11 protein-coding genes are annotated in these 12,773 nt (G+C 60.5%); 6 read left to right on the top strand and 5 right to left on the bottom strand.

Annotated features, from left to right (window positions below; translation table 11 throughout):
* Position 1: 1 nt before the first annotated feature.
* Positions 2-961, bottom strand: a complete 960-nt coding sequence (locus BN1241_RS10360; protein ID WP_054953502.1) for a glycerate kinase — start codon at positions 959-961, stop codon at positions 2-4.
* Positions 958-2,313: a dipeptidase gene (locus BN1241_RS10355; RefSeq protein WP_054953501.1), complete on the bottom strand. Its 1,356-nt coding sequence runs from the start codon at positions 2,311-2,313 to the stop codon at positions 958-960. Before BN1241_RS10355 ends, BN1241_RS10360 begins: the two co-directional genes overlap by 4 nt.
* A gap of 37 nt (positions 2,314-2,350) precedes the next feature.
* Between BN1241_RS10355 and BN1241_RS10350 the strand changes: the two genes are divergently transcribed.
* Positions 2,351-2,932, top strand: a complete 582-nt coding sequence (locus BN1241_RS10350; RefSeq protein WP_187117630.1) for a DUF3043 domain-containing protein — start codon at positions 2,351-2,353, stop codon at positions 2,930-2,932.
* Positions 2,933-3,132: 200 nt separating this feature from the next.
* On the top strand, positions 3,133-4,158 hold the full coding sequence (locus BN1241_RS10345; RefSeq protein WP_054953499.1) for an aldo/keto reductase family protein: 1,026 nt from the start codon (positions 3,133-3,135) through the stop codon (positions 4,156-4,158).
* A gap of 57 nt (positions 4,159-4,215) precedes the next feature.
* On the opposite strand, the gene BN1241_RS10340 is transcribed toward BN1241_RS10345, so the two are convergent.
* Entirely contained in the window at positions 4,216-5,232 is a 1,017-nt protein-coding gene (locus BN1241_RS10340; RefSeq protein WP_054953498.1) for a quinone-dependent dihydroorotate dehydrogenase, read from the bottom strand.
* 275 nt (positions 5,233-5,507) lie between these two features.
* Positions 5,508-5,945 carry a hypothetical protein gene (locus tag BN1241_RS10335; protein ID WP_054953497.1) on the bottom strand — a complete coding sequence of 146 codons (438 nt, stop codon included), beginning with the start codon at positions 5,943-5,945 and terminating at the stop codon, positions 5,508-5,510.
* A 35-nt stretch (positions 5,946-5,980) separates the two neighbouring features.
* Here BN1241_RS10335 and BN1241_RS10330 point away from each other — a divergent pair, with 35 nt between their 5' ends.
* On the top strand, positions 5,981-7,459 hold the full coding sequence (locus tag BN1241_RS10330; protein WP_222704443.1) for a leucyl aminopeptidase: 1,479 nt from the start codon (positions 5,981-5,983) through the stop codon (positions 7,457-7,459).
* Between the two features lie 465 nt (positions 7,460-7,924).
* Here BN1241_RS10330 and BN1241_RS10325 read toward each other — a convergent pair whose 3' ends face one another.
* On the bottom strand, positions 7,925-8,224 hold the full coding sequence (locus BN1241_RS10325; protein ID WP_054953496.1) for a hypothetical protein: 300 nt from the start codon (positions 8,222-8,224) through the stop codon (positions 7,925-7,927).
* A gap of 140 nt (positions 8,225-8,364) precedes the next feature.
* Between BN1241_RS10325 and lpdA the strand changes: the two genes are divergently transcribed.
* The 3 genes from lpdA to BN1241_RS10310 are packed head-to-tail and all read left to right on the top strand — an operon-like array spanning position 8,365 to position 12,766.
* Positions 8,365-9,744 carry a dihydrolipoyl dehydrogenase gene (gene lpdA / locus BN1241_RS10320; protein ID WP_054953495.1) on the top strand — a complete coding sequence of 460 codons (1,380 nt, stop codon included), beginning with the start codon at positions 8,365-8,367 and terminating at the stop codon, positions 9,742-9,744.
* 21 nt (positions 9,745-9,765) lie between these two features.
* Positions 9,766-11,505, top strand: coding sequence for a 2-oxoglutarate dehydrogenase, E2 component, dihydrolipoamide succinyltransferase (sucB, locus tag BN1241_RS10315; protein WP_054953494.1), 1,740 nt, complete (start codon positions 9,766-9,768; stop codon positions 11,503-11,505).
* A gap of 46 nt (positions 11,506-11,551) precedes the next feature.
* A complete protein-coding gene (locus BN1241_RS10310; protein WP_082418320.1) occupies positions 11,552-12,766 on the top strand; it encodes an MFS transporter in 1,215 nt (404 codons plus the stop codon).
* Positions 12,767-12,773: the final 7 nt, after the last annotated feature.

Here is a 12,773-nt window from a genome sequence, read left to right as displayed (position 1 = left end):
TCTATCGGGCCCAGGTTTGGGCGATGGCGACCATGGCGTGTCGCAAGCCGTCAACATCGCCACCCGCTGCCGCGTACGAATACGATCCGGACAACCCAAAGCGTGCGAGTTCGTGTCTTTGCAGTCGTCCACCGCCGTAGATCACGACAACGGGTATCGCGTGCTCCTCAGCCTCCCTCGACAGGGCAAAGAGCGACCGAGGTAGGTCAAGACCGATGTCACCTGTCACGTAGACAACAAGATCTGATTCTGGAATGGATCTCTCGAGTTCTCGTACCACGATGTCGCCAGCCCAGGCGAAACGGGCACCGATCGCTTCGAACAGGAGCCCGCATCCCCCGCCCAGGCCACTCGTCGGGCTTTTGGCATCCATTCCTCCCGGAAGGAGTGACGGGCGCACCGAGGCTGGCAGGTTGCCTCCCAGGTGCCGTTCGAGATCCTGCGCGTCCATGGGGCTCAGTAGCCCGTGTCGATCGAGCCAGCGCGGTAATCCGTTAACTCCAAGTAGAGGTTGCTCGGAGGAGGACGTGACCAGCAGATGCGTGCTTGCCAGACGCTGCGCCAGTCCTGACTCATCCTGCACGCCGAGTGCTGTCATCATGCCCCGCCCCATGTCTGGGGGGACCTGGCGGGGAAGGTTAATGGTGAGCATACTGGGTAATTCCGCAAGGACCTGGTCGAGTGCCAGCCCGAGATTCGTCGAGTCCTCACCCCATGCATCAGACACGTCAATCGTCCAGGCACCGTCCTTCGAGTGAACGGGTACGGGAGATCCATCGGCATCCACAACGCCGAGCTCTCCCTTGGTGAGTTCGAACAGGACGTCACACAGGTCGCCTTCCCCGTCACTCACCGGAGCAAGCGTAACGTCGGCGCGCTCCTGCCATGCGGGAGCCGCTGCCTCGAGCATGACTCCGGCAGAGGCCGACTTAGTCTTGCTCGCGACGAGGAGTACTTTCACTTTCCAAGCCTCGCAAGGAGGAGTGCCTCGGCAAGGATTGCGTTGCGGAAAGTGCCCAGGTGGAGGGATTCGTTTCCGGAGTGCGCCCGAGTATCCGGGTCCTCGATACCTGTTACGAGGATCTTTGCGTCGGGGAATACCTTGGCAAGGTCGGAGATGAAGGGGATGGAGCCGCCCACACCGATGTCGACGGGTTCGGTTCCCCACGCGTCCCGAAGTGCGCCGCGTGCGAGGTCCATGACGTCATTGTTGGTGGCCTGGAAGGACGGACCAAGTTCACCCGCCCCGAAGCTCACGTGTGCTCCGAACGGAGCATTGTTCTCCAGGTGCTTCTTCAAGTGCTCGAGAGCCTCTGCAGGCTCCTGGCCGGGGGCAATCCGCAGCGACAGCTGGAAGCGGCAAGACGGGATCATCGTGTTCGAGGACTTCTCGACCGAGGTCACGTCCATGCCAATGACGGACAGTGCGGGCTTGGTCCACAGCCGCGAAGCAAGCGACCCGGTTCCTGCCAGCTCCACACCATCAAGGACACCCATATCTGCCCGCAACTGCTCTTCGGGATAATTCGCCTGAGCATCGTCGTATCCGGTTAGCCCCTCAACAGCTACCGCGCCCGTGTCGTCGTGCAGCGTGGCGATGAGACGCGATGCGATCATCACGGCGTCGAGCACCGGGCCACCGTACATACCCGAGTGGAGTGCGTGATCAAGAACGTCCACCGTCACTTCGAGACCAACAATGCCACGTAGCGACGTGGTCAAGGACGGCACATCAACGGTCCAGTTGTTCGAGTCGGTGACAACAATGACATCGGCTTCCAGGCGATCGCGGTGCGCATTCAAGAAATCAACGAACGTGGGGGAACCGATCTCTTCCTCCCCCTCGATAAAGAGGGTCACCGAGACGGGTAGTCCGCCCAGCTGCTCCAGAACGCGAAGCGCACCAGCGTGAACGAGGATGCCGGCCTTGTCATCTGCCGTGCCGCGACCATACAGCCGCCCGTTGACCTCCGTTGGTTCAAACGGTTCCGTATCCCACGTGGACCGATCCCCGGGGGGCTGCACATCGTGGTGAGCGTAGAGAAGCACGGTTGGGGCACCCTCGGGGCCAGCCTTGTGTGCGAGGATCGCGGGTCGGCCCGTACCGCTTTCTGTTTCTAGCTTGATGATGTCGATATCGGTGATTCCGCAGTCGCGCAGGATGTCGGCCACGCGCTCGGCTGAACGATCAAGCTGGGTCTGGTCGAAGGCCGGTGAGGACACTGATGGGATGCGGACGAGGTCCTCAAGCTCGGCACGAACCGTGGGAAGGATCTCATCAACTGCGGATTGGAAGGAGGCGAGGTCTGTCATGTTTCAAACCCTACTCGTTCCACGTTACGATTGGCACGTGAGCAAGGATCAGGAAACGGACAAGCCCGAGGTCATCAATACGGTGCCCGTCGGTAAAGGTAGGCCCACTCCCAAGCGTAAGGAGGCTGAGGCCGCGAACCGTCGCCCCCTCGTTCCGAAGGACCGCAAGGCAGCGAAGCGAGCGGCCCGCGCACAGCGTGATCTCGAGTTCCAGAAGGAACAGCTCGCCATGAAGACCGGCGATGAAGCGAACCTGCCCTACGCGCACCGTGGCCCTGTCCGTAAGTGGGCACGCGACTATATCGATGCTCGCTTCAACCTGGCTTCCTACTTTTTCTTCCTTGCGTTCGCGGTGCTCTTGCTCGTCTTCCTTCAGACGATCAACGCTCAAGCCGCTCTTATCACCATGATCGTGCTGTACGTCCTCATGGGACTCATGCTCGTCGACTCCTTCCTTGCAACCGGAAAGTTGAAGAAGAAGGCGATCGCGAAGTTTGGTGAGGAGCGAATTCCCCGCGGACTGCGCTGGCAGATGTTCGGTCGCACCTTCTACCCGCGCCGCTGGCGCCGTCCCATTCCCACCGTTGATCGTGGCGAATGGCCCGCCGGCGCCAAGTAAGCACCGCACATTCACATTCAATACGTACCTGTGGTCCGAGGCTAGCCTCGGACCACAGCCTTATCACCAACCACAAGATTGGCCACCAAAACAATTACCTTCATTGCCGCACCCACCTACACCCAATTTTGAAGGGCAGTTTTCCGATCCCACGTTTCCGTTCCTGGGCAGGAGCACCGTTCCAGGTCTAGAATCGTGATGTGGTTAACTACGAATTTCTTGGCAACTCAGGACTGCGCGTTTCGAATCTTATTTTCGGCAACTGGCTGACCCACGGCAGCCAGGTCGAGGAAGAGGCCGCAACCGCATGCGTGCACGCCGCCCTCGATCACGGCATCACAACCTTCGACACGGCGGATGTTTACGCGAATGGTGCCGCCGAGCAAGTCCTCGGCCGCGCTCTCGCGGGAGAGAATCGGGACAATCTCGAAATCTTCACGAAGGTGTATTGGCCCACCGGCCAGAAGCGACACAATGATGCTGGGCTGTCTCGGAAGCACATCATGACGTCGATCCATCGGTCGCTCCGCAACCTCGGGACCGACTATGTGGACGTCTATCAGGCCCACCGCTATGACGTGGAAACCCCGATTGAGGAGACCATGCAGGCGTTTGCGGACGTGGTCCGTGCCGGCAAGGCCCTCTACATCGGCGTCTCCGAGTGGACTGCCGAGCAAATCAAGTACGCCCACGACTTCTCCAAGGAATTGGGATTCCAGGTGATCTCGAGCCAACCCCAGTACAACATGCTCTACCGAGTCATCGAGTCCGAGGTCATTCCGATGTCAGAAAAGTGCGGGGTCAGCCAGATCGTGTGGTCACCCATGGCCCAGGGCGTACTGTCAGGAAAGTACCGGATTGGTGAGGAACTCCCCGCCGGGAGCCGCGCCACCGATTCCAAGGGCGGGGCCCGCACCATCCAGCGTTACCTGTCCGACGAGATCCTCCGTGCGGTTGACGAATTGGAACCGATCGCGAATGAGATGGGACTGACCCGCGCACAGCTTGCCGTTGCCTGGGTCCTGCAGAACGACAACGTCACCTCCGCCATCATCGGTGCCTCCCGCCCCGAACAGATTGCCGAGAACGTGGTGGCTGCCGACGTCACGATCCCCGCTGAACTCATGGCCCGGATCGACGATGTTCTCCGCGACGTCATCATTGATGATCCGCGCCTGACCTCGGAAAACGCACCCCACGAGCGTCCCGAGATTCTAACCCGGTAAGGATCGCTTTGGTGCCAAGAGTCAGTCCTCTCCTGGCACCAAAGCGATCCGGCCCTCCTACAGGTGTGAGAGGGCGCGGTTGAGTTTGCCCGGTAGAGCCGGTCCTTCGTAGACGAACGACGAGTAGACCTGCACAAGGTCAGCTCCGGAGCTCAGCATGCCCTGAGCATCGTCGACCGTGGCCACGCCACCAACGCCAATGATGATCTTGTCGACGGGTAGCCTGTCGCGGAGTTGACGGACTATCGCGAGGCTCCGGGCAGTCAGTGGCGCACCCGAGACTCCGCCGCGGGAATAGTCGTGCTCAATCGTTGTATTGGTCGCAACGATGCCGTCAAGGTTCTCGCCCAGAACAATGTCCGCCATCTCCCCCACCTGCTCCGGGGTTAGGTCCGGAGCGATCTTGATGAGAAGCGGCACATGCCTCTTACTCGCCTCGTCTGCGGCGCCACGGGTGGCGTTAATGATGGGTGCAAGTGCCTCGGCAGTTTGTAGGTTTCGCAGCCCCGGTGTGTTCGGGGAGGAAACGTTGATGACGAGATAGTCGGCGTACGGTGCGAGCCTGCGTGCCGCAATCCGATAGTCCTCGGCCGCGTCCTCTTCCGAGGTCGACTTATTCTTTCCGATGTTGACGCCGACGACAATGGAACGGCCGCGCTTCGTTGACCGCAGCTCCTTCAGCCGCTTCGCGACAACCTTCGAACCGTCGTTGTTGAATCCCATGGCATTCCGCAACGCACGGTCTTCTACGTGACGCCACATGCGGGGCTGCTCGTTGCCCGGCTGGGGCTCCGGTGTCACGGTACCGATCTCGATAAACCCAAAGCCGAGGGCATCAAGGCCCTCGATGGCGGTGGCATTCTTATCCATGCCTGCAGCTAGTCCGACGGGCCCCGACAGCTTTCGGCCAAAAACGGTTGGGCGCACCGGTACCCTGCGGCGACCCAGGCTCGCCCTCAGAAGGGGTGCCAAGGGGGATCGTCCAACGGCGCCAATCGCCTCAAGTGAGCCATGGTGTGCCTGCTCGGCATTGGTCTTGGTTAGAACATTGTCGAAAAAGAGTCGGTACAACACGCCCCCAGTCTAGCGGGCTTCACGCCTGCCCAATATCGGTGCCCACTCTCTCCCGACACAATGATCCTGCTTCATCATTCCTTAGGTGCAGTCCTTCACCGGGACGTCGGAGAATAGGCAAGATGACGACTGCTCAAAAGACTTGGGCGACTCTTGCCGAAGCTGTAGTCCCGCACATCCAGGTACCAGTTCAGGGGCTATAAATCAGCCTCTCATCGAAGGTGAGAGGCTGATTAGAAGGTGAGACTCTAGCCAGTTACGACCCGAGCGGGTGGTTAGCCGTTCTGCTGGGCGAGTCGGGCGGGCGAGGAGGTGTAGAGCCAGATGATGGCCATGACGGTCACGATGGTCGGAACGTACCAGTAGGCAAGCCCACCATCCCGCCACGGGCTCCACATATCGAGCGGGAGATTGACGAAAATCCCGATGATCGGCAGGGTGAGGTTGATGATGGCCCCGGCCCAGGCAACTCGCCTCATACGGCGACCATTGTGCAGCAGTCCCGCGCTCATCCCAATCCAGACGATCGCGGCCACGAGCGTAAGAACCGCGGTGGCCGGTCGGTCGTTCATGAACGCCGATGTCGCACCGACGACTCCGAGCCAAGAAAAGACGAGTGTGAGTCCTGCGATGAGGAAGATGAGTAGGCGTGCGCTGCCGCGCGCGGTGCGCCGGCTGTCCGACAGTTCGTGTGACGACGAGTCCTGTTCCACTCGACCTCCTTCGTTACCCAGCTATGATGATAGACGTGTCTGAACTGAACTTTATTCAACAAGCCCCAGATAAAACTACTGCCAACGTCCTAGTTGTGCCCGTCGTCACCGGCGAGGACGGCATCCACATCCTGTCGGATGCGCTTCCGAAAAAGGTTGCTGCGGGACTGGATGAGGTACTGCCCAAGCTCGGAGTTTCGGGTAAGACCGGCTCGCTGACTCGCATTCCCTCTCCTTCCGGCATTGCTGCCGACACCGTTGCCTTCGTTGGTACCGGCAAGGACCGCGCCTCCCTCGAAGCAATCGATCTTCGCGAGGCCTTCGGAGCGGCTGTGCGCGGTTTGTCAGGTGTCTCACACATTGCGCTAGCGGTGCCTTTTGAGGATCCGGAGAGCGCCTATCAGGCGGGCCTTGGCGGTCTGCTCGGTGCTTACATCTACGAGGATTACAAGGTCCAGCCCGCACCCGCGGACACCATCACCGTTGTCACCCCCGCCAAGCTCAAGAAGGCCGAACTCGACGCACTGTCGGCCGAGGCTCAGGTTGTTGCGGAAGCGATCTCACGGGTTCGCGACCACGTCAACACCCCCGCATCCGACCTGACTCCGGTTTCGATGGCGGAACTCGCGGAAGCCTACGCGAAGACCGACCGTTCCCTCTCGGTCCAGGTGTGGGACGAGAACCAGCTGGAAGAGGAAGGCTTTGGCGGCATCCTCGGTGTTGGCCAGGGCTCACTCAATCCGCCCCGCCTCGTCCGCTTTGAATACAAGGCCAAGGGAGCGACCGAAACACTTGCGCTTGTCGGCAAGGGCATCACCTTCGACTCCGGCGGCCTTTCACCCAAGCCTGCCAAGTCCATGGAAACGATGAAGACGGACATGACCGGTGCCGCTACCGTTCTCGAAACCGTTCTTGCCGCCTCCCGCCTTGGCCTCAAGGTCAATCTCGTGGCGTGGCTGTGCCTTGCGGAAAACATGCCCTCTGGCACCGCCACACGCCCCGGTGACGTTCTCACCATGTACTCGGGCCGTACCGTTGAGGTCAACAATACGGATGCTGAGGGGCGTCTCGTCCTCGGTGACGGCCTGGCACGCGCGGTCGAAGAGAAGCCGACCGCGGTCATCGATATCGCGACTCTGACCGGCGCTCAGATCGTTGCTCTCGGCCCCCGCATCACCGGCGTCATGGGAACCGATAACATTCGTAACGAGATCATTGAAGCAGCTGAAGCCACGGGTGAAGACATGTGGCCCATGCCCCTCCCCGCTCACCTGAACAAGGGCTTCGACTCGGATATCGCCGACACGAAGAACTCCGGCGGACGCGGCGGCGGCATGCTCTCCGCAGGCCTCTTCCTCGCTGAGTACGTCGGTGACACCCCCTGGGCTCACCTCGATATCGCAGGCCCCTCCTTCAACGAAGAGGGCCCCTTCGGTTCCACCCCCAAGGGCGGAACCGGCGTCGCAGTGCAGACCCTCCTCGAGTGGGCAACCGCCCACACCGCCGAGAAGTAAGCCGGCAAAACAAAAATTCGCACAGACTCTTCCGAATCTTTAGCTGACTCGGGCCATCAACGCCTCAGCCGAATAGGAAGAAAGAAGGACGCGCAAACGATTGGGGCCCGCGCATAGGCGCGGGCCCCAACTCATGCTTCTATATTCCCCAAGAATGCTCTTGACCCCTGCGAGTTTAGGAAGCCGACTCATCGAGTCCTGCGTCCACAGATCGACCTTGTCCAAGTTGTCGACAGGGCCCCCAGAAGTGGGGTGAATTGAGCCGGTCTGATGCGGTGAAAGTCCTCACACGAACAGGAGCGGATTCACAAATTTCTTGGGCGAGAGTCTGCCGCCCACAACCAATTCGGAGCTTACCCGAGGCTGGTGTATCGGAGCTTTCAGCCCTGGGGGCAGCCTGAAATCGACAGAAACCGGTCGCAGTTTCCTAACTGAAGGCCGAGTCGCGCATCCGCTATGCCGTAACTATTTGTTCTTGCGCGACCATTCCCGCATGCGCTGCGGGTACCCTGTTCGGATCACTTCGTAGAAGGGTAATCCCAGCTCAGCGGCCAGTTTCGCGGCCTCTTTGACGCTCGGAACGGGACGCCTGGTCCATTCCCCATCACGGGCCACAAGAATGAGAGACATGGGTTCACGGGCTCCGGCCGGCTCGAAATAGGCTTCGACACCTTTGCGTGTGCTGATGAAATCCCGGAAGTGTTCTGCCGTCGCATTCCTGCGGTCACGAGACCCACCGCTACCCAAACGAGAGAAAATTCCCATGAGCTTATTGTACTTTCTCCCTCAGCAATCAGAGAACATGAGCGAACTACCATGACGTTTGGCCTAGAAAGTGGAACAATAACAGGTGAGTGACGCGGCCGTTCGGCCGGGTTTTCGAGTTGAGATTAAGGGAGATCTACGTGGCTGACACGCAGGAATACGACATCGTTATCCTCGGTGCGGGCTCGGGTGGCTATGCAGCTGCCCTGCGCGCAGGACAGTTGGGATTGACAGTGGCACTCGTCGAGGGTGACAAGGTCGGGGGAACCTGCCTTCACCGGGGTTGCATTCCCACCAAGGCGCTTCTGCACGCCGCTGACGTAGCCGACGAGGCACGTGAGGGCGCGAGCATTGGCGTCAAAACCAGTTTCGAAGGTATCGACATGGAGGCGCTGAACTCCTACAAGGACGGTGTCGTTGCCCGCATGTACAAGGGCCTGACCGGACTCGTGGCTTCGCGCAACGTTGAAACCGTTGAAGGCTGGGGCCGCCTCACCGGACCGAACACGGTCCAGGTTGGTGACCGTGTCCTCAAGGGCAAGAACATTATTCTCGCCACCGGTTCCTACTCGAAGTCGATCCCCGGCCTCGCAATTGAGGGCCGCGTTATTACTTCCGAGCAGGCTCTGCAGATGACCGAGGTGCCCGAGTCCGTCGTGGTTCTCGGTGGTGGCGTTATCGGTTCCGAGTTCGCTTCCGCATGGAAGTCGATGGGTGCTGACGTCACGATCATTGAGGGTCTGCCCAATCTCCTCCCGAACGAGGATCCCGCCATCTCCAAGGCCCTCGAGCGTGCTTTCCGTAAGCGCAAGATCAACTTCAAGACCAAGACGATGTTTGACCGCGTTGAACAGAACGAGAACGGCGTCAAGGTTTACACCCAGGACGGCAAGTCCTACGAGGCCTCCTACCTTCTCGTCGCCATCGGTCGCGGCCCCGCGACCGCCAACCTTGGCTACGAAGAGCAGGGCATCCCCATGGACCGCGGCTTCGTCACCACGAACGCACGCCTCCACACCGGTGTTGGCAACATTTACGCAGTCGGCGACATTGTTCCCGGCCTCCAGCTCGCGCACCGCGGCTTCCTCCAGGGCATCTTCGTTGCTGAAGAGATCGCTGGACTCGAGCCCAAGGAAATCGACGAGACCCACATCCCCCGTGTGACCTTCACCAATCCTGAAGTTTCTTCGGTTGGCCTCAACCAGGACGCAGCCGAAGAGAAATACGGTAAGGACAACATTGAGGTTGCCGAGTTCAACCTTGCCGGTAACGGCAAGTCCCAAATGCTCGGAACCGCCGGTTTCGTCAAGCTCGTGCGCGAGAAGGACGGACCGATCGTTGGCTTCCACGCCATCGGCGCTCGCATGGGCGAGCAGATTGGCGAAGGCCAGCTCATGGTGGCCTGGGAAGCGTTCCCGGAGGACTTCGATGGCCTCATCCACGCACACCCGACCCAGAACGAAGCCGTTGGCGAAGCGGTTCTCGCTCTTGCCGGCAAGCCGTTGCACACCCACAACTAAGCTCAAGGAGACTGACACACAATGTCTGAAGCAATTAAGATGCCCGCACTGGGCGAATCCGTCACCGACGGTACAGTCACGCAATGGCTGAAGAATGTGGGTGACACGGTCGAGGTGGACGAGCCCTTGCTTGAGGTATCGACCGACAAGGTTGACACCGAGGTTCCCTCCCCCATTGCCGGTGTTCTCGAGAAGATCGTGGTTGAGGAAGACGAGACCGTCGAGGTTGGTGCCATCGTTGCCTACATTGGTGACGGTTCCGGTTCCTCCGATGACTCGGGCAACGACAGCGCAACCGAAGAAGCAGCTGCCAAGGAAGCACCCGCCGAAGAGGCTCCCGCTGAGGAAGCTCCCGCTGAGGAAGCTCCCGCTGAAGAGGCGCCTGACACCGAATCACAGGATTCCGGCTCTTCCGACGGCGAGAAGGTCACCATGCCTGCGCTTGGCGAGTCCGTCACGGAAGGCACCGTCACCCAGTGGCTCAAGGAAGTTGGCGACACCGTTGAGGTAGACGAGGCTCTCCTCGAGGTATCGACCGACAAGGTTGACACCGAGGTTCCTTCCCCCGTCGCCGGTACTCTGCTCGAGATTCTCGTTGGCGAAGACGAGACCGTTGACGTTGGCGCACCCGTGGCCATCATCGGTTCCGGCTCCCCCAAGAAGGCGGAAGCACCCGCCCCCAAGGAAGAGGCACCTGCCGAGGCCCCGAAGCAGGAGGAAGCACCCAAGGAGGAGGCTCCCAAGCAGGAGGAAGCTCCGAAGGCAGCAGCTCCCGCCGAGTCCGCGGCCCCCGCAGCATCCGCTGCCGAATCCGCAACCGGCACCTACGTCACCCCGATCGTGCGCAAGCTCGCTCGTGAGCTCGATGTCGATCTTGACTCGGTCAAGGGCACGGGTGTTGGTGGTCGAGTCCGCCGCCAGGACATTGAGGAAGCAGCTGAGGCAGCGAAGAAGGCCGCCGAGGCAGCCGCTGCACAGGCAGCAGCTCCCGCAGCTTCCGCCGCTCCCGCGAAGTCCGCGAAGGTGACCGAGGTGTCCCCGCTGCGTGGCACGACGGAGAAGATGTCCCGCCTGCGCCAGGTCATTTCCCAGCGCATGATGGACTCTCTCCACGGTTCCGCACAGCTCACGACCGTTGTCGAGGTCGACGTGACCAAGGTTGTGGCACTGCGTACCGCAGCGAAGGAGAAGTTCCAGGCATCCGAGGGCGTTAAGCTCACGTTCCTGCCCTTCTTCGTCAAGGCAGCAACCGAGGCGCTCAAGGCACACCCGAAGATCAACGCTCGCATCGTCGACGAGAAGAATGTCGAATACTTCGGTCACGAGCACGTTGGTATTGCCGTGGACACCGAGCGTGGCCTCATGGTTCCCGTGATCAAGAATGCTGGCGACCTCAACATTGCTGGCATCTCCAAGTCCATTGCCGACCTCGCGTCCCGCACCCGTTCTGGCAAGGTCTCCCCTGACGAATTGTCGGGCGGCACCTTCACGATCACGAACACCGGTTCGTCCGGAGCACTGTTCGACACCCCGATCGTCAACGCACCCGAGTCCGCAATCCTCGGTGTGGGCACGATCGTCAAGCGTCCCGCAGTCGTCAAGGATGAGTTCGGTAACGAGTCGATCGGTATCCGCAACTACATTTACCTGGCCCTGTCGTACGACCACCGCCTCATTGACGGTGCTGACGCCGGCCGCTACCTGTCCGCCGTGAAGGCCCGCCTTGAAGAGGGCGACTTCGCTGCCGAGGTTGGCCTATAGTCAACGCACGCACGTGCACATAGGTTAGAGTGGAGGGTCCTCGATCGTGGATCCTCCACTTTTTCTTCTCATGAACGTACTTTCTTCCTTTACTAGCTATCGTGACCTGCCTCGGCTCTGGGGTGGGTCTTTCATGCCGCTCGCATTCATTGGTCGGCTCCCCACTTCGATGATCATCATCGGGGTGCTCACTCTCGTGACACAGCATCACGGGGTTTCTTCCGCAGCGGTTTCATCCGCCGTACTCGCGATCGCAACCGGTATTGGGCAGCCCCTCATTGGGCAGTGGACAGACCGGGCAGGCCAGCGCCTCCCGTTCCTCATTTTGGGTCCCGTCAACGCCGCTACACTGATAGGTTTGGTGGCCGTCACGGAGCTCGGACAGCCATTCTCCGTTGTCCTTGTCTTCTGTGCCCTGGTCGGATTCACGACAACTCCCGTCGGTGCTCTCATGCGCATCAGGTGGTACTCGGTCGCAAAAACACCGAAGACAATCGCAACCGCCATGTCCTACGAGACTGTTGCGGATGAATTGAACTTTGTTCTCGGCCCCGCCATTGTCGGCATTCTCGCGACGACGCTGTCTCCATCAACACCGTTGATCTTGTCCGCTGTCATTGCCGCAACGTGCGTCACGACCCTGGGTGTCCATCGGTCAGCACCAACCACATCGAGCAAAGTTGAAGGAACTCCCTCACCTGCCCTGTGGCGAACGGTGACCCTCGTCGCGGCATCGCTCCTCGCCATGCTGTGCCTCGGCTCGTACTTCGGATCCATGCAGACCTCGACCACGGCAGCCGCGGAAGGTTTTGGTTCAGCAAGCTACGCGGGACTTATCTATGCGGCAATGGGTGCCGGCGCGGCCATCACCGCCCTGAGTGCGGTCGCGATCCCCGAACGGATCAGCCAGCCCGCCCGCATCGCCATTTCAGGCATCATCCTCGCCATCCTCGTCCCCATCGCCCCCTTGACGAACAGCCCCTGGCAGCTCGCGGGAATCCTCTTCCTGCTCGGACTCGCAATCGGCCCGGCCTCTGTGGCCATGTTCACTCTCGCATCGAGGCGCGCCCCGCGCGGTGGTGACGGGGTGGCGATGACGGCGCTGGGGGCAGCAAACGTTGGTGGTGTTGCCATCGGTGCGGCACTCGCTGGACAACTACTCAAGACGGAGCTTGCCTACGCCTTCTGGGTCGCCGCGGGATCCGCTTTAGTCATGGGTCTCATAGGGCTGATCGCGGCTCTGCGCGATCGTTCACGCTAGACTAGGA

Source organism: Flaviflexus massiliensis (assembly GCF_001375495.1).
GTDB classification, from domain to species: Bacteria; Actinomycetota; Actinomycetes; order Actinomycetales; family Actinomycetaceae; genus Flaviflexus; species Flaviflexus massiliensis.
This window is presented reverse-complemented; position numbering and strand designations above follow the sequence as displayed.

Bases quoted from the DNA above. Each gene is read 5' to 3' on its own strand.
- sucB (WP_054953494.1), top strand. From the start codon at position 9,766: ATGTCTGAAGCAATTAAGATGCCCGCACTGGGCGAATCCGTCACCGAC.
- BN1241_RS10325 (WP_054953496.1), bottom strand. From the start codon at position 8,224: ATGGGAATTTTCTCTCGTTTGGGTAGCGGTGGGTCTCGTGACCGCAGG.
- BN1241_RS10355 (WP_054953501.1), bottom strand. From the start codon at position 2,313: ATGACAGACCTCGCCTCCTTCCAATCCGCAGTTGATGAGATCCTTCCC.